The following is a 20,009-nucleotide window of genomic DNA, read 5'->3' as shown; positions in this document are numbered from 1 at the left end:
GTCGCGGTGGCCAGGACGAGCGACGACAGGGGACGGGACGGGCATGGACGCACTGCAGCTGGTGGCACTGGTGGCGGCGAGCACCGCCGTGGCGGGCTTCGCCCGCAGGACACCGGTGCCCGCGCCGCTGCTCCTGGTCGCGGTCGGCCTCCTCGCCTCGTACGTGCCGGGGATGCCGGACTACACCCTCGACCCGCACATCGTGCTGCCGCTGATCCTGCCGCCGCTGCTCTACACGGCCGCCGTCGACTCCTCGTACCTCGACCTGCGCGCCAACATCCGGCCCGTCGCGCTGCTCTCGGTCGGTTACGTGCTCTTCGCGACCGTCATGGTGGGCTGGCTCGCGTACGTGCTCGTGCCCGACCTGCCGCTGACCGCCGCCCTGGTCCTCGGCGCGGTCGTCGCCCCGCCGGACGCGGTCGCCGCCACCGCCATCGCCCGCAGGCTCGGCCTGCCGAACCGGATCACCACGATCCTCCAGGGCGAGTCGCTGGTGAACGACGCCACCGCGATCACCGCCTACAAGGTCGCCCTCGCCGCCGCCGTGGGCGAGGGCATCAGCTGGGTCGGCGGCGTCGGCGAGTTCCTGCTCGCCGCGGTCGGCGGCATCGGCGTCGGCCTCGTCCTCATGGTGCCGATCCACTGGATCCGCTGCCGGCTGGGCGAGGCGCTGCTCCAGAACACCCTCTCCCTCCTCATCCCCTTCATCGCCTACGCGGCCGCCGAGGAGGTCGGCGCCTCCGGTGTGCTCGCCGTCGTCGTGGTCGGTCTCTTCCTCGGCCACAAGGCGTACCAGGTGGACTTCGCCACCCGGCTCCAGGAGGAGGCCGTGTGGAAGATGGTCGCCTTCGTCCTGGAGTCCGCCGTCTTCGCGCTGATCGGCCTCCAGCTGCCCTTCGTCGTCGAGGGACTCGGGCCGTACGGGATGGCGGAGGCGGCCGGGTACGCGGTCGGGGTCTTCGTCTTCGTGGTCGTCGTCCGCTTCGTCTGGGTCTTCCCGGCCACCTTCGTGCCGCGCTGGCTCTCCGCCCGGATCCGCGAGCGTGAGCCCGGGGTGGACTGGCGGGCGCCGGTGGTCATCGGCTGGGCCGGCATGCGCGGCGTGGTCTCGCTCGCCATCGCCTTCTCCATCCCGATCGTCACCGACGACGTCCCGTTCCCCGCCCGCAACCTGGTCCTCTTCCTCACCTTCACCACCGTCATCGGCACCCTCGTCGTCCAGGGCCTCACCCTGCCGCCGCTCATCCGGGTCCTGAAGCTGCCCGGCCGCGACCGCTACCAGGAGACCCTGGCCGAGGCGCAGGCCCAGAGCGAGGCGTCCCGGGCCGCCGAGGAACGCCTCGATGCCCTCCTCGCCGACCCGCGCAACGCGCTGCCCGAGCCGATCGCCGACCGGCTCCGCACCGTCATGGAACGGCGCCGCAACTCGGTGTGGGAGCGGCTCGGCGCGGTCAACGAGCTGACCGGGGAGACGGCGGACGACACCTACCGGCGCCTCGCGCGGGAGATGATCGACGCCGAGCGCGAGGTCTTCGTGAAGCTGCGCGACGCACGCCGGATCGACGACGAGATGATGCGCAGCCTGCTGCGCCGGCTCGACCTGGAGGAGGCGGCGGCCTACCGGGAGGAGGCCGGCTGAGCCCCTTCCCGCGCTCCTTCCCCGGCCGCGTCCCGCGCCCCTTCCCGGGGCTCCGGTGCGCCGGTGACGATCGCCGCGATCCGGGTGCCGGAGGCGAAGGCGCCCTCCTCGGCGAGCGTCAGCAGGCCGTGGAGCATTTTGGCCACATACAGGCGCTCGATGGCGAGTGCGTGCCACGAACCGTGCCGCGCCTCGAAATCCTGTGCGAAGGCGTCGAGCTCCGGCGTCGTACGGGCGTAACCGCCGCCGTGGAAGCGCTCGTCCAGCCACCAGTCGCCGCGCGGACCGCCGAACGCGGCCTCCTGCAGGGCCACGACCTCCGCGCCCAGGAAGCCGCCCTTCAGGACCGGCACGCCCAGCGCCCGCTGCCCGGGCCCGAGCCCGGCCGCGAGGCCCGCCAGGGTGCCGCCGGTGCCGACGGCGACCGCGGCCACGTCGGCCTCGCCCACGAGCTCCCGGCCGAGCTCCACGCAGCCCTGGACGGCGAGCGCGTTGCTGCCGCCCTCGGGGACGACGTACACGTCACCGGGCGCCTCGGCCCGCTCCAGGATCCGTGCCAGGGTGTCGGGCTCGTGCTTGCGGCGGTACGTGCCCCGGTCCACGAACACCAGCCGCATCCCGTCCGCCGCGCAGCGCGCGAGCGAGGGGTTCGGCGGGCGGCCGGCCAGCTCCTCGCCGCGCACGACGCCGATCGTGGCGAAGCCGAGGAGCCGGCCGGCGGCGGCCGTCGCCCGCAGGTGGTTGGAGTAGGCGCCGCCGAAGGTGAGCACCGGGCGCCCGGCGGCCGCCCGCAGGTTGAGCGCGAGCTTGCGCCACTTGTTGCCCGGCAGGTCGGGGTGGATCAGGTCGTCCCGCTTGAGCAGCAGCGTCAGGCCGTGCCGGGTGAAGCGCTCGTCCTCGACCGGCTGGAGAGGGGAAGGGAGCCGGGGCCGCAGGAGGGCGGGATCGAACGCGTTCACCCGGCCATTGTCGCTGTTCGGGGCGGTGTCCGGAGAGGCCGGTGCGCGGTCAGCGCAGCCGGTCGGCGATCTGCTCGCGCAGCCACCCCATGGTGAAGCCGCGCGGGTCCACCTTGCCCGGCTGCCACTCCTTGTGGCCGATGACCGAGCGCTGGGTCCAGCCGTGCACCCGGCACAGCGCCGCCGCGGCCTTGGTGATGGCCTCCAGCTGAACCTTGGGCCACGGGTCCTCGCCGTCGCCCAGGTTCTCGCACTCGAAGCCGTAGAAGTGCCGGTTGCCGTCCGTGGTGGCCTCGTCGTCGACCGGCAGCCGCTGCTCGGCGACGACCGCCCGCAGCACGTCGGGGTCGCCGAGGCCGGCGTGGTTGGCCCTGCCGTAGCCGACCAGGTGGACCGTGCCGTCCTTGGCGATCACGCCGTGGCAGAGCGGCCCGGGCAGGGACTCGTAGCCGTCCCGGCAGATGCGGACGGTGTTGTCGGTGCCGCGGGTGACGGTGTGGTGGATCATCACGCCGTTGACCGGGCCCCAGGGGCCCTTGTGGTTGCGGTTGTGGGTGCGCCAGTCGCCGACCTCGACGACCGTCAGACCCTCGTCGCGCAGTGCGTCGAGGAAGCGGCTCGCGGACATGGGTGGGGCCATGACCGGCTCCTTTCGGGCATGCGAAGTGCGGTGGTTCCGCAGGGGTTTCGCCGTGCTCTCGCAGTGCTTCCGGAGTACCGGAGGCACCGGCTCCGCTGCCATCCGTTCGTACGGTGTGCGAGCCGATCCGGACAGGAAGGCGACGGAAGGCGTGATCCGTTCGCGTGAAGGAACGCGCGCGATGCCCAGCCCGCCGCGATCCACACCCACTCTTTTGTGTAATGGCGCGGACACGCTCCGTGCTGAAAGGCTCTCTCTCGCAGCTTTGTCGTACGAGAGGGAGTTCCATGTCCGTTGGTTCGGTCGACGGCGAGATCCGCGCGGATCAGGCACCACCGCAGCAGAGCCTCGGCACCGCTGCCGCGCGGAACCTCGCGTCCACCACCAAGTCGGCACCGCAGATGCAGGAGATCACCTCCCGGTGGCTCCTGAAGGCGCTGCCGTGGGTGCAGGTGCAGGGCGGCACCTACCGGGTGAACCGGCGGCTCAGCTACGCCGTGGGTGACGGCCGCGTCACCTTCGTGCAGACCGGCGAGCAGGTCGCGGTCATCCCCGCGGAGCTCGGCGAACTCCCGGCCCTGCGCGGGTTCGAGGACGGCGACGTCCTGACCGAGCTGGCGGGCCGCTGCCGCCAGCGGGCGTACGCGCCGGGCGAGGTCATCGCCACCCGCGGCGACACCACCGACCGGGTCCACCTCCTCGCCCACGGCAAGGTCGAGCAGATCGGCGAGGGGCCCTACGGGGACGAGACGGTCCTCGGCCTCCTCGCCGACGGAGCCTACTTCGGCGAGGCCGCCCTCGTCGCCGCGGACGCGAGCTGGGAGTGGACCGCCCGCGCCGCCACGGCCTGTACGGTCCTGGAGCTCACCCGGGCCGACGTGCTGAGTCTCGCCGAGCGGGCCGGCGCGCTGGCCGGCCATCTGGCGGAGTTCGCGGCGCTGCCCCCGCGCGCCACCAACAGGTACGGCGAGGCGGCCATCGACCTCTCCGCCGGCCATGTCGGCGAGGCCGTCATCCCGCACACCTTCGTGGACTACGAGGCGTCCCCGCGCGAGTACGGGCTGAGCGTCGCCCAGACCGTCCTCAAGGTCCACACACGCGTGGCCGACCTCTACAACAAGCCGATGAACCAGACCGAGCAGCAGTTGCGGCTCACGGTCGAGGCGCTGCGCGAGCGCCAGGAGCACGAGCTGGTCAACAACCGGGAGTTCGGCCTCCTCGCCAACTGCGACTACGGGCAGCGGATCCAGCCCCACGACGGCGTGCCCGGCCCCGACGACCTGGACGAGCTGCTGTCCCGGCGGCGCAACTCGCGGCTGTTCCTGGCCCACCCGCTGGCCATCGCCGCCATCGGCCGCGAGCTCAACCGGCGCGGCCTGGTCCCCGACACCGTCGACGTCGACGGCACCAGGATCACGACCTGGCGCGGGGTGCCGATCTACCCGTGCGACAAGATCCCGGTCTCCGACGCCGGCACCACCTCGATCCTCTGCATGCGCACGGGCGAGTCCGACCAGGGCGTGATCGGCCTCAACCAGTTCGGCCTGCCGGACGAGATCGAGCCCGGCATGTCCTGCCGCTTCATGGGCATCGACGAGCAGGCGATCACCTCCTACCTGGTCACCGCCTACTTCTCGGCAGCCGTCCTCGTCCCCGACGCCCTCGGTGTCCTGGAGAACGTGGAGGTCGGCCGCCGGCGCTGAGCCGGCCATCCGGGTGCGGGGCCACGCCGACAGGCCCCGCCCCCGGACGCCCGACTCCGCGCGAGCCGCGGCCGCCCACCGCGCCGCCCGCCCACCGGCCGCGGCCGCCCACCGGCCGCCGCCCGCCCCGCACCGACCAGGCCCTGACGAAGGTGACCGCACACATGACCATGACCAGCGCGCACGCCGCGACCGGTACCGAGGGGCAGAGCGCCGTGCTGCTCCTGGACCGGACCCGCGGCGTCGTCGAACCCCAACTGCGCACGACCGTCGCGTCCCTGCCGGGTTCCATACGGCGTATCGCCGCGTACCACTTCGGCTGGGAGGAGGCCGACGGCCGCCCGGCCGACGGACAGGGCGGCAAGGCCATCCGGCCGGCCCTGGTGCTCGCCGCGACCCGCGCGTTCGGCGCGGACCCGGCCCCGGCCGTGAAGGCCGCGGCGGCGGTGGAGCTGGCGCACAACTTCACCCTGCTCCACGACGACATCGTCGACGAGGACCCCACCCGCCGTCACCGTCCCACCGCCTGGGCCGTGTTCGGCATCCCGGACGCGCTGCTCGCGGGCGATGCCATGAACGCGCTCTCGCTGCGGCTGCTCGCCGAGGACCCGCACCCGGCCGCCGCGGCCGCCTCCGCCCGGCTCGCCGCCTGTGTGATCGAGCTGTGCGCGGGCCAGCAGGCGGACTGCGCCTTCGAGCAGCGCGGGCCGCACGAGGTCACCCTGGACGAGGTGGTGGCGATGGCCACCGCCAAGACCGGCGCCCTGCTTGGCTGCGCGTGCGCGCTCGGCGCGCTGTACGCGGGGGCGGGGGAGGAGGCCGTCGCGGCGATGGACGCCTTCGGCCGTGAGGCCGGGCTGGCGTTCCAGCTGATCGACGACCTCATCGGCATCTGGGGCGACCCGGGCCGCACCGGCAAACCGGCCGGCGCCGACCTCGTCGCCCACAAGAAGTCGCTCCCCGTCGTGGCCGCGCTCACCTCCGGCACCCCGGCGGGCGAGGAACTGGCCGCGCTGTACGCCCGGCCGGTCCTGGACGCCGACGCGGTACGGGCGGCGGCGGACGCGGTCGAGCGGGCCGGCGGCCGGGACTGGGCGCAGAACCAGGCCGCCGAGCGGATGGCCCGCGCGGTGGAGCAGCTCTCCCGCGCGGTGCCGGACCTGTCGGCGGCCGGAGACCTGCTGGCGCTCGCGGAGTTCGTGACGCGGCGCAGCCGCTGAGCGCAGCCGCGGAGAGGACTCGCCGAGCAGAGTCGTACCGGCGTACGAAAGGGCTTGCGCTAACCACTACATGTGAAGCACTATGCATGCAGTGGTTCGCAGGTGCGGGCCGCATCCGCCCACGGAAAGAGATTCGGCTTGCGCAAGCTCACGTACTACGTCGCCTGCTCCCTCGACGGGTTCATCGGCGACCCCCACGGCGACGCCTCGTCCATGTTCCAGTTCATGGACGAGGAGTACGCCGCTTTCATGAACACCGAGTACCCGGACACGCTCCCGACCGCCTTCCGGGCGGCCGTCGGCCTCGCGGACGTGCCCAACAAGCGCTTCGACACGGTCATCCAGGGCCTCGGCTCGTACCGCCTCGCCCTGGACGCCGGCATCACCAGCCCGTACGCCCACCTGCGCGAGATCGTCGCGACCCGCTCGCTCACCGAGTCGCCCGACCCGAACGTCGAGCTCGTCGCCGGCGACCTGGCCGCCCGGGTCCGCGAGCTCAAGGCCGAGGACGGCTCGCTGGGCATCTGGCTCTGCGGCGGCGCGCAGGTCGCGGGGCAGCTGGTCGAGGAGATCGACGAGCTGGTCATCAAGTCGTACCCGCAGGTGTACGGCTCCGGCATGCCGATGTTCGGCGCGGACTTCGCCCTCCGGGACTTCGCGCTCGATGGCGTACGGACCTTCGGCAACGGGGTCGTCGTGCGCACGTACACCAGGAAGCGGTGACCGGGAGCTCGACCCGGCGTGGTGACGGGGGAGCGGCCCCCGGGCACCGGTCCTACCCTGGAGGCATGACCGAGGAGCTTCCCCGGACGACCCGGGACCCGCGGGCCGAGCATCCCTGCCCGGCCTGCGGACAGCCGCGCCAGGTCCTCGCGCGGCGGCACAAGGTCCTCGGGGCCTGGGTGCCGGAGTGGGAGGTGCAGCCGTGCCGCAACCCGGAGTGCGAGCTGTACGAGGCGCCTGACGACGGACCGCCGGGGACACCGCCGGGGACACCGTCGGACGCAGCGTCAGAAGTCGGCGCGGAAGCCACGACCACGCCCGTGACCGGCAAGAACGGCGAGACCGGGACAAGTCCGGCCGCCGGGTGACCGGCCGCGCGCCGGAGCTGGTCATACCGCTACAGTCCGCGCATGTCATCGGAGTCGACAGAAGTCTGGACCGGCTGGTACCGGGACCGCCGTGGTGCGGAAGCGATCGTCATCACGGCCGACGGGAGCCATGTGGCCACCCGCATCAGGGGAATCGAGTACACGGGCGCGAGCTTCGCCGCGCTCAGCGCCGCGGACGAGGGCGGGCAGGCCCTCGGCGGTTGCGTCCTGGAGTGGGACCTGCCGCTCCCCGTCGTCACGGACGGCGTCACCCAGCAGGCCACGCTCAGCTGTCTGCTGACCCTCGGCGACCGCGCCGACCTCAGCCTGACCCTGCACTACGGCGGCGCGGCCTTCGAGTCCGGCATCGCGGGCGGTGACTTCGAGGAGGCCCTGGCCCGGGTCCGGCGCCAGCTGCCGCCGGGCACCGAGTTCGGCCGCCGGCTGCCGCAGGCGGCCTGACCCCGTCTCGTCACGGAACGCGAGCAGGGCGACCCGTACGGGCCGCCCTGCCGCTGTACCGGTCCGGCCGCGATCAGTGCTTCATGGCCGAGGCGAGGCCGTAGCGCCACAGCTGGTCGACGCGGGAGCGCTCCTGGCTGTTCGGGTAGGCGTTCTGGCAGGACGTGCCGGGCCCGCCGCCGGACATCAGCTCGCTGCACGGACCGCTGTAGTGGTCGGGGAGACCGAGGACGTGACCGGTCTCGTGGGCGGTGACGCGGGTGGAGTTGTACTGCTGGTTCTGCTGGTAGTCGAGGAAGATGTAGCCGTTGCCGTGCCCGTCGGTGCTCGCGTACGAGCCGCGGGAGTCGCTGCCCTCGTAGTAGGCGAAGTCCGCGTTGGACCCCTCCGCCAGACGGACGTTGACCACCGAGCTGTTCCATATCTGCGCCGAGCGGGCGATCTGGGTACGGAAACTGGGTGCGTTGGCGGTGCTGTAGACCACGGTGACGGCGTCGGCACCAGGCGTGGCGGCCCGCTTCTTCGCGACCGACTTCATGACGGCGTCGAAGAACGCCTGGTTGGCCTTGGCCTCCGCGGCGGAACCGGCGTACGCCGCCGAGGGGGCGGAGGCGGCGGCCGGGGCGGCGGAGAGGGAGAGCGTCAGGCCGGCGCCGAGAGCGGCGGTCAGTAAGGACGTGAGCATCTTCGGGTGTCGCATGTGGGGGCTCCTCCTGTGGGGTTGAGGAGAGTGTCGGGGGAGCCGGGACGGCGGCGGAATGATGTCAATCGGCGATAACACCGTTGCATCACAGACCGGTTGACGCTCTGGTGCGCGCGCGAGGGCCGCCCTAACCTCGGGGCATGGAGCTGGAGGTGAGGCACCTGCGGGCGCTGTGCGCCATCGCCGACGCCGGCAGCCTGCACAAGGCCGCCCGCCAACTCGGCGTCAGCCAGCCCTCCCTGACCACCCAGCTGCGCCGCATCGAGAACGCGCTCGGCGCCGAACTCTTCTCCCGCGGCCGCACCGGCTGCCACCCCACCCCGCTCGGCCGCTCCGTGCTCAGCCGGGCCCGCCCCCTCGTCGACGGCATGGCCGCGCTGGTCACCGAGACCCGGGCCGCCGCCGCCCGCACCGGCGGCCCGGCCCTCCGGGTCGGCTCCACCGCCAGCCGCGCCCTGCCCGGCTGGCTGCGCCGGCTCCGCCGCGACATCGCCCCCGAGATCGCGCTGCGCGTCGACGTCTCCGCCCACACCCTGCTGCGCACGGTCGCCGCGGGCCAGCTCGACGTGGCCTTCGTCCACGAGGTCGAGGGCTGCCCCCTGCGGGTCCCGGACGGCCTGCGGGCGCGCGTCCTCGTCGAGCGCGAGCCGCAGTTCGTCTCCATGGCCCGCGACCACCCCGCCGCCGCCCACGAGGTCGTCGACCTCGCCGACCTGGCCCACGACCGCTGGACCGTCGACCCGGCCGTCGACGGCGAATGGGACGGCCTGCGCCGCGTCCTGACCGCCGCCGGCCTCGACCCGCCGGTGCTGCACGCCGACTACCACACGGCCGCCTCCCTCATCGCCCTCGGCGAGGCCGTCGCCCCCTGCCAGCCCACCTCCGGCCCACGCGACGACATGGCCGTCCGGCCCCTCCGCGGCGACCCCCTCGCCGTCCGCCTGCTCCTCTTCGCCGCCCCCGGCGCTCCCCTGGACCGCCCGTACGCGGCCCTCGCCGCCGCCTACCGCGAGGTGGCGCTGCGCGCGGCGCCGTACCGGAGGTGGCTGCGGGGCGGCGGGACGGCGGGGCCGTGCATGATGACGGCATGAACGATCACGCGGAGCAGCAGGCGGCGCCCGGGGCGGCAGCCATCCCCCTCGCCCGGCACGCCCACCCCGAGGACCTGCCCCGGGTCGCCGAACTGGCCGCCGAACATGCCGCCTACGAGCACGCCGCGCCCCCGCCCACCGACCTGGCCGCCCGCCTCCACCGCCTCCTCTTCGGCACCGAGACCCCGCGCCTGCGCTGCCTGGTCGCCGAACTCCCCGACGGCACCCTCGCCGGCTACGCGACCTGCGCCCCGGAAATCTCCACCTGGGACGCCGCCGAATACCTCCACATGGACTGCCTCTACCTCACCGCCGAAGCCCGCGGCCACGGCCTCGGCGCCCTCCTGATGTCCGCCGTCCACCGCGAGGCCCGCACCCTCGGCCTCACCGAGATCCAGTGGCAGACCCCCACCTGGAACGACGGCGCCATCCGCTTCTACGACCGCCTGGGCGCGACATCGAAGGAGAAGCGCCGGTACGCACTGCCGGTGGAGTGACGGACCGACAACCCGACGACCGGCGCCCGGAACGCGCCGAAGGGGCCCGGCCGCTGTGCGGTCGGGCCCCTTCGGGCAGGTGCGGAAGAAGGTCAGGCCTTCTTCGTCTCCCAGAAGATGCGGTCGATCTCGGCGATGAGCTCCAGCGCCTTCTCGCCCGTCTTCGGGTCCGTCGACGCCTTGGCGGCCGAGAGGGCCTTCAGGGTGTCGTTCACCAGCTGGTTGAGCTCGGGGTACTTCTCGAAGTGCGGGGCCTTGAAGTAGTCGCTCCAGAGCACCGAGACGTGGTGCTTGGCGAGCTCCGCGCGCTGCTCCTTGATGACCGTGGCGCGGGCCTGGAAGTGCGGGTCCTCGTTCGCCGACATCTTCTCCTGGACGGCCTTGACCGACTCGGCCTCGATGCGGGCCTGGGCCGGGTCGTACACGCCGCAGGGGAGGTCGCAGTGGGCGCTGACCTTCACCTTGGGGGCAAACAGGCGGGAGAGCATGCTGCTGTCCTTCCTCGTGATCGTCTTCTCAGGTGGGACATTACTCGGTGAGAAGCGGGATTTCGCGAGCGCCCCCAGGGGCTTAGGACAAAAGTCCAGGGTCACCATGGGACTCGTGGACGATCGGACCGGGAGGTGCCGAATGGTGGAATCGGGGCATGAGCCGGGGCGGGAGCCCGGGGCCCCGTTCGGGATCGCCGAGGTGACGGGGGTGTCGATGGTGCCCACGCTGCTCCATGGCGACCAGCTGTTCGTGCACTACGGGGCGCGGTTGCGGCCCGGGCAGGTGGCCGTGCTGCGGCATCCGCTGCAGCAGGACCTGCTGATCGTGAAGCGGCTGGTGGAGCGGCGGGACGGGGGCTGGTGGGTGCTGGGGGACAACCCGGCCGCGGAGGGCGACAGCCGGGTGTTCGGGGTCGTGCCGGAGCAGCTGGTGCTGGGGCGGGTGCGGGCGCGGTACCGGCCCGTCACGCCCGGGCGTCAGCGGTCGGCCGGTGTGGTGCTCTCCTGGCTGCTCACGGCCGTGCGGCCGGTGCGTTCGGCCTCCGCGGCCTCCTGGCGTTTGCGGGCCCGGTAGGCGGCCACGTTGGCCCGGGTCGCGCAGCGGTCGGAGCAGTAGCGGCGGGAGCGGTTGGTCGAGGTGTCGAGGTAGGCGTTGCGGCAGGGGGACGCCTGGCACAGGCCGAGCCGGTCCGCGCCGAACTCCGTCAGGTGGAAGGCGAGGCCCATCGCGGCGATGGCCGCGTAGCCCGCGGTCGCGTTCGACGGGTGATCGGCGAGGTGCATGTGCCAGCGCGGCCTGCCCTCCTCGTCGAGGTAGTCGTGGCCCGAGATCTGTGGGCTGACCGGGAACTCGAGCAGGAGCGAGTTGAGGAGGTCGACCGCTCCCGTGTGGTCGCCCTCGTCGGCCGCGGTGAAGACCGCGCGCAGCCGGGACCGTACCGAGCGGAAGCGGGTCACGTCGGCGTCGGTCACCCGCCGGGCCATCTGGGAGGCCTCCCCGAAGAGTTCCCGGACCGCGTCGACGGAGGTGAGGGAGTCCTTGCTGCGGGCCGGCTCCTCGGTGTTGACCAGACGCACGGCGTAGTCCGAGTAATAGGCCAGTTCCACTTGTAGTCCTTACTCCGGCGGGCTAGGGTCGAGGCGGGGGAGGGTAAGCGACGCTCTCCCTTTGAGGGTATTACGAAGAGGGTGGAGGCAGAAGCATGACCGACACGACCCGCACCGACTGGACGGCCTGGCAGCAGAGCTGGGACCGCCAGCAGGAGTGGTACATGCCGGACCGCGAGGAACGCTTCCGCGTGATGCTCGACATGGTCGAGGCCGTCGTGGGACCGGAGCCCCGCGTGCTCGACCTCGCGTGCGGTACGGGAAGTATCACGGACCGGCTGCTCCAAAGGTTCCCGAAGGCGACCAGCACCGGCGTCGACCTCGACCCGGCCCTGCTCGCCATCGCCGAGGGCTACTTCGAGGGCGACGAGCGCGTCACCTTCGTCACCGCCGACCTCAAGGACCCCGCCTGGACGCGCGAGCTGCCCCACGACTCGTACGACGCCGTCCTGACCGCCACCGCCCTCCACTGGCTGCACAGCGAGCCCCTGACGGCCCTCTACGGGCAGCTCGCCGGCCTCGTCCGCGACGGCGGCGTCTTCATGAACGCCGACCACATGATCGACGAGACCACCCCGCGCATCAACGCCGCCGAGCGGGCGCAGCGGCACGCCCGGATGGACGCCGAGAAGGCCGCCGGCGTGCTCGACTGGGCCGACTGGTGGGCGCTCGCCGCCAAGGACCCGGTCCTCGCCGGGCCCACCGCCCGCCGCTACGAGATCTACGGCGAGCACGCCGACGGCGACACGCCCTCGCCCCGCTGGCACGCCGACACCCTCCGCGCCGCCGGCTTCGCCGAGGCCCGGGCCGTCTGGGCCTCGCCCTCCGACACCCTCCTCCTCGCCGTGAAGTAAGACCACGGGGCGCCGAAAAGGGGCGGTGCGGGCTCCTGCTCGTACAGCGCCTTCCCGCCGTGAAGGAGGACCACGGGACGCCGAAAGGGGCGGTACCGGCTCGTGCCCGTACCGCCCCTTCTCGTACCGCTCAGAGGACCTTCGAAAGGAACGCCTTCGTCCGGTCGTGCTGCGGGTTCGTCAGGACGTCCCTCGGGTGGCCCGACTCCACCACCACGCCGCCGTCCATGAACACCAGCGAGTCGCCCACCTCACGGGCGAAGCCCATCTCGTGCGTGACGACGATCATCGTCATGCCCGACTCGGCCAGGTCCCGCATGACGTCGAGGACGTCACCCACGAGCTCCGGGTCGAGCGCCGAGGTCGGCTCGTCGAAGAGCATCAGCTTCGGCTCCATCGCCAGCGCGCGGGCGATGGCCACGCGCTGCTGCTGGCCGCCGGAGAGCTGCGAGGGGTAGTTCCCCATCTTGTCGCCGAGGCCGACGCGGTCGAGCAGGCGCTCGGCCCGCTCGCGCGCCACCGCCTTGGACTCGCCCTTCACCTGGATCGGCGCCTCCATGACGTTGGCCAGGGCCGTCATGTGCGGGAACAGGTTGAAGCGCTGGAAGACCATGCCGATGTCGCGGCGCTGGGACGCGACCTCGCTGTCCTTCAGCTCGTAGAGCTTCTCGCCCTTCTGGCGGTAGCCGACCAGCTGGCCGTCGACCGAGAGCCGGCCGCCGTCGATGCGCTCCAGGTGGTTGATGCAGCGCAGGAAGGTCGACTTGCCGGAGCCGGACGGACCGACCAGACAGAACACCTCGCCGTTCTGCACCTCCAGGTCGATGCCCCGGAGGATGTGCGCGGCGCCGTAGGACTTGTGGACGCCTTCGGCCTTGACCATGGGCTGACCGGTCATCGGGTCGCCTCCGGGGAACGCTTGAACGTGACGAGGTTCTTCTTGACGCGCTGCCACGGCGTGGCCGGCAGGTTGCGGGTCGACCCGCGGGCGAAGCGGCGCTCCAGGTAGTACTGGCCGACGCTGAACACGCTGGTGAGCGCGAGGTACCAGATGGAGGCCACGAAGAGCATCTCCATCACGGCGCCGGCGGTGGTGCCGATGTTGGACGAGGCACGCAGTAGTTCGGTGTACTGCACGGCCGAGACCAGGGACGAGGTCTTCAGCATGTTGATGAACTCGTTGCCGGTCGGCGGCACGATCACGCGCATGGCCTGCGGCAGGACGATCCGCCACATGGTCTTCGTCTGGGACATGCCGAGCGCGTGCGCCGCCTCGGTCTGGCCCTCGTCGACCGACTGGATGCCGGCGCGGACGATCTCCGCCATGTACGCGCCCTCGTTGAGGCCGAGGCCGAGGAGCGCGACCATGAACGGCGTCATGACGTCGACGGTCTCGTTCTTGTAGATCGGCCCGAGGTTGATGTACTCGAAGATCAGCGACAGGTTGAACCACACCAGCAGCTGGACGTACACCGGGGTGCCGCGGAAGAACCAGATGTAGAGCCAGGCGACCGCGCCGGTGACCGGGTTCTTCGACAGGCGCATCACGGCGAAGAGGATGCCGAGCACGAGGCCCAGCGCCATCGAGGCGACCGAGATGACGACCGTGCTCCACAGGCCGTGCAGGACCGAGGTGTCGAACAGCTTGTCCCACACCGTGGCCCAGATGATGTTGCCCTGAGAGAAGGCGTAGAGCAGCCAGCCGAGGAGCGCCACGACCACGACGGCGCTGATCCAGCGGCCGTAGTGGCGGACCGGGATGGCCTTGATCGCCTCGTAGGGGACGCCCGACGGGGGGCCGGCCGGGCCGGCCGGCGGGTTGTCCGTGGGGCCGGAACCGGCCGGAGCGGCGGCCGGTTCCTTGCGGATCTTGTCAGTCATACGACTGCCCTTCAGGTGGAGCGGGGGACGGCGGGGAGGCTCACTGGCCGGCGTTGACGGTCGCCTGCTTCACGGCGCTGCCCTCGACGTTCCACTGCTTCAGCGCCTGGCCGTAGGACCCGTCCTTGATGGCCGCGTCGAGCGCTTCCTTGATGGCGTCGCGCAGCTGGGTCTTGTCCTTGGAGACGCCGATGCCGAAGAGGCCGACGTCGCTCTGGTTGCCGGTGACCTCGAAGTCGTTGCCGCCGCCGGAGGTCTTCGCGATGTACGAGGCGACCGGGTAGTCGTTCAGGTCGGCGACCGCACCGCCGGCCTTGACGCGGGTCTGGGCCTCGGCGTCGGTGTCGAACGCCTGGATGGTCAGCTTCTTGTCACCGCACTTGGTGGCCTGGGCCTTGAAGGTGTCCTCGTAGATCGTGCCGCGCTGGACGGCCACGGTCTTGCCGCAGAGGTCGTCGAGGGAGTTGATGTGCTGCGGGTTGCCCTTCTTGACGAGCAGGGAGACGCCGGAGCTGAAGTAGTCGACGAAGTCGATGCCCTTGCCGATCTTCTTCCCGCTGTCGTCCAGGCCCTCCTGACGCTTCTTGTTGTCCGTCATCGAGGACATGATCAGGTCCTGGCGGCCGGTGTAGATCGAGGTGATCAGGCCGTCGAAGGTGCCGGAGGTGAACTCGAACTTGACGCCGAGCTGCTTGCTGAGGGCCTCGGCGATGTCGGGGTCGACACCCACGATCTTCTCGCCCTGGGTGAACTCCATGGGGGCGTACGAGGCGTCCGTGCCGACCTTGATCTTGCCGGCCTTCTGGATGTCGGCCGGGAGCTTGGAGAACAGCGGCGCGTTGGAGGCGACCGCGGAGGACGAGCCGCCCTCGGGCTTCTGGCTGTTCGTCTGGTCGCCACAGGCGGTCAGCAGCATGGAGCCGGCGACCGCGATGGCGGCGACCGCGGCAAGACGGGACGTGCGGGTCTTGGCGGCGGTCGTGCAGCGCGTGGAGCGTGCGGTCATGGTCGGGTTCCTCCGGCGGGTGAGGGGAGTTGCCTACGTTGCCTAGGGGGTCGTGCACGCAGCTTCGAGTGCCGCGACCTCGTGTGATTTGGCATCTTGCCATTCGGACTGCCCGAATCCGACGGCCAAGGATGTCAAAATCGGATAACGGGTGGCTTCGGAACGCGCTTGCCCAGTCCTCCCAAGCGAAATCTTCTGCGGACGGGTGGGGTCTGCACCGCAAAATCTTCCGTGCATCTCGCCATTCGGACGACATGAAGGCCGCTATTCGGGTCGGGAAAGTATGTTTCCGGACATGGAGTGACGTGTCGTTCTCCGTGCACGTCCGGTAGCGCTCGGTATGAGTCGCGTCACCGAGGCCGAATGGACTCGTCTCCGGACCCGTCCGTCCGGTAAGAAGGATCCTTACACCCCTCATCCGGGGCTCAGGGCGCGTTGTGCGGCGCGCCCGCGCGGCTGCCAGACACGGCGGCCGCGGGACCCGCCCACCCCTCCTTACCAGGGAGTGGCAACCCTCAAAATGAAGAAGACTTAAGGGGTCAACCCAATGGCAGCGGAGATCGTCAATCCTCGCAGCGAGAGCGGTACCGAAGGGGCTCCCGGCGAGCCCTTCGATCCGGTTTTCGCGCTGCACCGCGGCGGCAAGATGGCCATCCAGGCCACGGTGCCGGTGCGGGACAAGGACGACCTGTCCCTCGCGTACACGCCCGGCGTCGCCAAGGTGTGCACGGCAATCGCGGAGCAGCCCGAGCTGGTCAACGACTACACCTGGAAGTCCCAGGTCGTGGCGGTCGTGACCGACGGCACGGCGGTGCTCGGCCTCGGCGACATCGGCCCGGAGGCGTCGCTTCCGGTCATGGAGGGGAAGGCGATCCTCTTCAAGCAGTTCGGCGGCGTGGACGCGGTGCCGATCGCGCTCGCCACCACGGACACCGACGAGATCGTCGAGACCGTCGTCCGGCTCGCCCCGTCCTTCGGCGGCGTGAACCTGGAGGACATCTCGGCGCCGCGGTGCTTCGAGATCGAGCGCAAGCTCCAGGAGCGCCTGGACATCCCGGTCTTCCACGACGACCAGCACGGCACGGCGATCGTCACGCTCGCCGCGCTGCGCAACGCCGCGAAGCTGACCGGCCGGACCCTCGGCGACCTGCGCGCGGTCATCTCCGGCGCCGGTGCGGCCGGTGTGGCCATCGCGAAGTTCCTCCTGTCGGCGGGCATCGGCGACGTCGCCGTGACCGACCGCAAGGGCATCGTCAGCCAGGACCGCGAGGACCTGACCGACGTCAAGCGCGAGATCGCCGAGCTGACGAACAAGGCGGGCCTCTCCGGCTCCCTGGAGACCGCCCTCGCCGGCGCCGACGTCTTCATCGGCGTCTCCGGCGGTACGGTCCCCGAGGAGGCGGTCGCCGCCATGGCGCCGAAGGCCTTCGTCTTCGCCATGGCCAACCCGAACCCCGAGGTGCACCCGGACGTCGCGCACAAGTACGCGGCGGTCGTGGCCACCGGCCGTTCGGACTACCCGAACCAGATCAACAACGTCCTCGCGTTCCCCGGCATCTTCGCCGGCGCGCTCCAGGTCCGGGCCTCCCGGATCACCGAGGGCATGAAGATCGCCGCGGCCGACGCGATCGCCGCCGTGGTCGGCGACGACCTGTCCGCCGACTGCGTGATCCCGTCGCCGTTCGACGAGCGGGTCGCCCCGGCCGTCGCGGCCGCGGTCGCCGCCGCCGCGCGCGCGGAGGGCGTCGCCCGCCGCTGAGCCAGGGCTCGGCAGCACACCCCCGAGGGCCCCGCCAGGTTCGTGAACGCGAACCGGGCGGGGCCCTCGCGTGTGCGGGTGCGGTGGATTGGGCGGCCCTGGGGTGTGCGGGTGCGGTGGGCCGGGCGGGGCCCTCGGGCGTACGGGTGCGGTGGATTGGGCGGGGCCCTCGCGTGTATGGGGTGCGGTGGGCCGGGCGGGCCCTCGCGTGTACGGGTGCGGTGTACGGGCGGGGCCCTCGGGCGTGCGGGTGCGGTGGGCCGGGCGGGCCCTCGCGCGGGTGGGCGGCAAGATCGCCGCGAGGGACGTGCGTCACACCTCGGCGTGGTTCCGCGAGCTCCCCGTCCGCCCCTAGGGTCAGGGGCATGTTCGCTGCCTACGCTGCCCGAATCGACCGCGACCAGCCCCTGAACGGCCTCGAACTGGGCGAACGGCCCGAGCCCGAGGCACGGCCCGGGTGGACGACCGTCACCGTCAAGGCCGCCTCGCTCAACCACCACGACCTGTGGTCGCTGCGCGGGGTCGGACTGTCCGAGGACAAGCTGCCGATGATCCTCGGCTGTGACGCCGCGGGCATCGACGAGCACGGCAACGAGGTCGTGCTGCACTCCGTCATCGGCCAGACCGGCCACGGCGTCGGCCCCGACGAGCCGCGCTCCATCCTGACCGAGCGCTACCAGGGCACCTTCGCCGAGCGGGTCTCCGTGCCCGCCTGGAACGTGCTGCCCAAGCCCAAGGAGCTCTCCTTCGAGGAGGCCGCCTGTCTGCCGACCGCCTGGCTCACCGCGTACCGGATGCTCTTCACCAACGCCGGGGTACGACCCGGGGACTCGGTCCTCGTGCAGGGCGCCGGCGGCGGTGTCGCCACCGCCGCGATCGTCCTCGGCAAGGCGGCCGGCCTGCGGGTCTTCGCCACCAGCCGTGACGAGGCCAAGCGGAAGCGGGCCGTCGAGCTCGGCGCCCTGGAGGCGTACGAGCCCGGCGCGCGGCTGCCGCAGCGGGTGGACGCGGTCATCGAGACCGTCGGTGCCGCCACCTGGTCGCACTCGGTCAAGTCGCTGCGGCCCGGCGGCACGCTCGTCATCTCCGGTGCCACCAGCGGCGACCGGCCCTCGCACGCCGAACTGACCCGGATCTTCTTCCTGGAGCTGAAGGTCGTCGGCTCGACCATGGGCTCCAAGGACGAGCTGGAGGACCTGCTGTCCTTCTGCGCCGCGACGGGTGTGCGGCCGGTGATCGACGAGGTGCTGCCGCTGGACCGGGCCCGGGAGGGCTTCGCGAAGATGGCGTCCGGCGAGCTCTTCGGGAAGATCGTCCTGAAGACCTCCTGAGAACGTCCTGAAGACCTTCTGACCGACCTCTTGATGACCCGCCAGTAATACTGATGGGATCTCCGGCACGCGAAACGTGAACAACGCTCACCTCGTCGTGCCGGAGGCCCTCCTTGTTGCGAACCACCCTTGCCGCGACCGCTGTCGTCGCCGCGCTCCTCGCCCCGACCGCCGCCCGCGCCGACACCGGTGCGGCGACGGGTCCGACAGGTGGGGCGATACCGGCCCTCACCGACGCCCGGGGGCGCACCCTCCAGCTGCGGGGCTGGAACGTCGCGGACAAGTCCCACCGGGGCGAGCAGGCGCTCTCCGGCATCACCGAGAAGCACTTCCGCGACATGCGCGCCAAGGGCTTCAACCTCGCCCGTGTGCTGGTCTTCTGGGACGACCTGGAGCCCAGGCCCGGCCAGTACAGCAAGGACTACCTCCGCAGGATCGAACGGGTTCTCGACTGGGCCGAGAAGTACGACATGAAGGTCGTCCTCGACGCCCACCAGGACGTCTTCGGGCCCGCGTTCGGCAGCCGGGGCGTTCCGGCGTGGGCGACCAGGACCGACGGGCTGCCCTTCACCCCGCACCCCGACGACTGGTTCTCCGAGTACTTCGAGCCCGCCGTCCAGCGCGCCTTCACCCACCTCTACGAGGACCCCGACCTGAGGCTCGCCCAGGCCCGGATGTGGCGGGTGCTGGCCGACCGCTTCCGCGACCACCCGGCCGTCCTCGGCTACGACCCCATCAACGAGCCCATGGGCGAGATGCGGGAGGGCGAGGACCTGCCGACCGCCGCCCGGCGGATCGAGCGCGAGCAGCTCACGCCGATGTACAACCGCATCGCGGACGCGATCCGGTCGGCCGACCGGGAGGGCTGGATCTTCGTCGAACCGACCCCGATCGTCGGCGAGGGCGTGCCGACCGGCCTCGGCCGGATCGACGACCCGAAGATCGTCTACGCCCCGCACTTCTACAACTCCACCATGGAGGCGGGCGGGGACTACGACCCGTCGGCCCGCTGGGTCGAGAGCTACGAGGCCGCCGTCACCCAGTACCCGAAGCAGTACCAGGTCCCCGTGGTGGTGGGGGAGTGGGGCCCGCTCAACAACGCGCTGCCGAACATGAACCGCTTCTACCGCGAGGCCATGGCCTCGCTCGGCCGCTACTCCTCCGGCTGGGCGGGCTGGGAGTGGTGCTACGGCGGCGGCTACTGCGCGGTGGACGGCGCCGGCGCCTTCCGTACGAACAAGGAGCTCACCGCCGAGCCCTACGCCGAGGCCGTCGCCGGCACCGTGCGCGCCGCCGCGTACGACTCCGGGGCCGGCGTCTACCGCCTCGACTACGACTCCGCCCGCCGCGGCCCCCGCGCCACCGAACTGTCCCTGCCCCCGGGCGCGTGGCAGGTCGCGGCCCGGGGGAGGGCGGTCGTGCTGCGCCCGCGACCGGGCCGCGTGGTGCTCCTCGCCGCCCCCGGCGCACGGGTCACGGTCACGGTGACACGAGGCTGAGGCGAGGTGGCGCGGGGCGGGCGGCCCGTGGCCGGAGGCCCTGCGGGCGCTGGTCCGGCCTCGGGCCCTGGCCCTG

The 20,009-nt window shown here is 71.8% G+C and carries 21 protein-coding genes; 13 read left to right on the top strand and 8 right to left on the bottom strand.

Going from position 1 to position 20,009, the window contains the following annotated elements:
• Nucleotides 1-43: 43 nt before the first annotated feature.
• Complete coding sequence (locus ACIRSU_RS15445) at nucleotides 44-1,639, top strand: Na+/H+ antiporter (protein WP_403792240.1); 1,596 nt, start codon at nucleotides 44-46, stop codon at nucleotides 1,637-1,639.
• Here the strand turns inward: ACIRSU_RS15445 and ACIRSU_RS15440 are convergent.
• Nucleotides 1,618-2,598, bottom strand: a complete 981-nt coding sequence (locus ACIRSU_RS15440; RefSeq protein ID WP_403792239.1) for a 1-aminocyclopropane-1-carboxylate deaminase/D-cysteine desulfhydrase — start codon at nucleotides 2,596-2,598, stop codon at nucleotides 1,618-1,620. The two genes, ACIRSU_RS15445 and ACIRSU_RS15440, sit on opposite strands and share 22 nt — an antisense overlap.
• Nucleotides 2,599-2,647: 49 nt before the next feature.
• Entirely contained in the window at nucleotides 2,648-3,238 is a 591-nt protein-coding gene (locus tag ACIRSU_RS15435) for an N-acetylmuramoyl-L-alanine amidase (protein ID WP_403792237.1), read from the bottom strand.
• A 287-nt stretch (nucleotides 3,239-3,525) separates the two neighbouring features.
• Between ACIRSU_RS15435 and ACIRSU_RS15430 the strand changes: the two genes are divergently transcribed.
• The 5 genes from ACIRSU_RS15430 (at nucleotide 3,526) to ACIRSU_RS15410 (ending at nucleotide 7,714) form a co-directional block, all read left to right on the top strand.
• Nucleotides 3,526-4,941: a family 2B encapsulin nanocompartment shell protein gene (locus ACIRSU_RS15430; protein ID WP_403792235.1), complete on the top strand. Its 1,416-nt coding sequence runs from the start codon at nucleotides 3,526-3,528 to the stop codon at nucleotides 4,939-4,941.
• Between the two features lie 164 nt (nucleotides 4,942-5,105).
• Nucleotides 5,106-6,161, top strand: a complete 1,056-nt coding sequence (locus ACIRSU_RS15425; RefSeq protein WP_403792233.1) for a family 2 encapsulin nanocompartment cargo protein polyprenyl transferase — start codon at nucleotides 5,106-5,108, stop codon at nucleotides 6,159-6,161.
• A 138-nt stretch (nucleotides 6,162-6,299) separates the two neighbouring features.
• Nucleotides 6,300-6,884 carry a dihydrofolate reductase family protein gene (locus ACIRSU_RS15420; RefSeq protein ID WP_403792232.1) on the top strand — a complete coding sequence of 195 codons (585 nt, stop codon included), beginning with the start codon at nucleotides 6,300-6,302 and terminating at the stop codon, nucleotides 6,882-6,884.
• A gap of 65 nt (nucleotides 6,885-6,949) precedes the next feature.
• The gene (locus ACIRSU_RS15415; RefSeq protein WP_403792230.1) at nucleotides 6,950-7,252 is read left to right on the top strand and encodes a hypothetical protein; all 303 of its coding nucleotides are present in this window, start codon (nucleotides 6,950-6,952) and stop codon (nucleotides 7,250-7,252) included.
• 42 nt (nucleotides 7,253-7,294) lie between these two features.
• Nucleotides 7,295-7,714 (top strand): DUF6304 family protein, encoded by a 420-nt coding sequence (locus ACIRSU_RS15410; RefSeq protein WP_403792228.1) that lies wholly within the window; start codon nucleotides 7,295-7,297, stop codon nucleotides 7,712-7,714.
• Between the two features lie 73 nt (nucleotides 7,715-7,787).
• Here the strand turns inward: ACIRSU_RS15410 and snpA are convergent, their stop codons facing one another.
• Nucleotides 7,788-8,414, bottom strand: coding sequence for a snapalysin (gene snpA, locus ACIRSU_RS15405; RefSeq protein ID WP_403792226.1), 627 nt, complete (start codon nucleotides 8,412-8,414; stop codon nucleotides 7,788-7,790).
• A gap of 143 nt (nucleotides 8,415-8,557) precedes the next feature.
• Here snpA and ACIRSU_RS15400 point away from each other — a divergent pair, with 143 nt between their 5' ends.
• Entirely contained in the window at nucleotides 8,558-9,508 is a 951-nt protein-coding gene (locus tag ACIRSU_RS15400) for a LysR family transcriptional regulator (RefSeq protein WP_403792225.1), read from the top strand.
• Nucleotides 9,505-10,005 carry a GNAT family N-acetyltransferase gene (locus tag ACIRSU_RS15395; protein WP_403792223.1) on the top strand — a complete coding sequence of 167 codons (501 nt, stop codon included), beginning with the start codon at nucleotides 9,505-9,507 and terminating at the stop codon, nucleotides 10,003-10,005. The genes ACIRSU_RS15400 and ACIRSU_RS15395 overlap by 4 nt, the downstream gene beginning before the upstream one ends.
• A gap of 92 nt (nucleotides 10,006-10,097) precedes the next feature.
• Here ACIRSU_RS15395 and sodN read toward each other — a convergent pair whose 3' ends face one another.
• Nucleotides 10,098-10,493: a superoxide dismutase, Ni gene (gene sodN / locus ACIRSU_RS15390; protein ID WP_389208412.1), complete on the bottom strand. Its 396-nt coding sequence runs from the start codon at nucleotides 10,491-10,493 to the stop codon at nucleotides 10,098-10,100.
• Between the two features lie 142 nt (nucleotides 10,494-10,635).
• On the opposite strand from sodN, the gene sodX reads away from it, so the two are divergent.
• On the top strand, nucleotides 10,636-11,070 hold the full coding sequence (sodX, locus tag ACIRSU_RS15385; protein ID WP_403792221.1) for a nickel-type superoxide dismutase maturation protease: 435 nt from the start codon (nucleotides 10,636-10,638) through the stop codon (nucleotides 11,068-11,070).
• Here the strand turns inward: sodX and ACIRSU_RS15380 are convergent.
• Entirely contained in the window at nucleotides 10,974-11,603 is a 630-nt protein-coding gene (locus tag ACIRSU_RS15380) for a CGNR zinc finger domain-containing protein (protein WP_403792219.1), read from the bottom strand. The genes sodX and ACIRSU_RS15380 overlap by 97 nt on opposite strands.
• Nucleotides 11,604-11,698: 95 nt before the next feature.
• On the opposite strand from ACIRSU_RS15380, the gene ACIRSU_RS15375 reads away from it, so the two are divergent.
• Nucleotides 11,699-12,457 (top strand): class I SAM-dependent methyltransferase, encoded by a 759-nt coding sequence (locus ACIRSU_RS15375; RefSeq protein WP_403792217.1) that lies wholly within the window; start codon nucleotides 11,699-11,701, stop codon nucleotides 12,455-12,457.
• A gap of 130 nt (nucleotides 12,458-12,587) precedes the next feature.
• Here the strand turns inward: ACIRSU_RS15375 and ACIRSU_RS15370 are convergent, their stop codons facing one another.
• From ACIRSU_RS15370 to ACIRSU_RS15360, 3 genes are read right to left on the bottom strand one after another with little or no spacing between them, the layout of a single operon-like run.
• A complete protein-coding gene (locus ACIRSU_RS15370; protein ID WP_403792215.1) occupies nucleotides 12,588-13,355 on the bottom strand; it encodes an amino acid ABC transporter ATP-binding protein in 768 nt (255 codons plus the stop codon).
• Entirely contained in the window at nucleotides 13,352-14,338 is a 987-nt protein-coding gene (locus tag ACIRSU_RS15365; protein ID WP_403792213.1) for an amino acid ABC transporter permease, read from the bottom strand. The genes ACIRSU_RS15370 and ACIRSU_RS15365 overlap by 4 nt, the downstream gene beginning before the upstream one ends.
• Nucleotides 14,339-14,378: 40 nt before the next feature.
• A complete protein-coding gene (locus ACIRSU_RS15360) occupies nucleotides 14,379-15,344 on the bottom strand; it encodes an ABC transporter substrate-binding protein (RefSeq protein ID WP_403792211.1) in 966 nt (321 codons plus the stop codon).
• A gap of 547 nt (nucleotides 15,345-15,891) precedes the next feature.
• Here ACIRSU_RS15360 and ACIRSU_RS15355 point away from each other — a divergent pair.
• The 3 genes from ACIRSU_RS15355 to ACIRSU_RS15345 all read left to right on the top strand — a co-directional run bounded on the left by ACIRSU_RS15355 (nucleotide 15,892) and on the right by ACIRSU_RS15345 (nucleotide 19,933).
• Nucleotides 15,892-17,103 (top strand): NADP-dependent malic enzyme, encoded by a 1,212-nt coding sequence (locus ACIRSU_RS15355; RefSeq protein ID WP_403792209.1) that lies wholly within the window; start codon nucleotides 15,892-15,894, stop codon nucleotides 17,101-17,103.
• Nucleotides 17,104-17,468: 365 nt separating this feature from the next.
• Nucleotides 17,469-18,434, top strand: coding sequence for a zinc-binding dehydrogenase (locus ACIRSU_RS15350; protein WP_403792207.1), 966 nt, complete (start codon nucleotides 17,469-17,471; stop codon nucleotides 18,432-18,434).
• A 113-nt stretch (nucleotides 18,435-18,547) separates the two neighbouring features.
• Nucleotides 18,548-19,933, top strand: coding sequence for a cellulase family glycosylhydrolase (locus ACIRSU_RS15345; RefSeq protein ID WP_403792205.1), 1,386 nt, complete (start codon nucleotides 18,548-18,550; stop codon nucleotides 19,931-19,933).
• Nucleotides 19,934-20,009 lie beyond the last annotated feature (76 nt).

Origin of the sequence: Streptomyces sp. NPDC101160 (assembly GCF_044768205.1) — a bacterium.
Lineage (GTDB): Bacteria > Actinomycetota > Actinomycetes > Streptomycetales > Streptomycetaceae > Streptomyces.
The sequence above is the reverse complement of the archived record's forward strand: the minus strand, read 5'-3'. Positions and strand labels throughout refer to the sequence as shown.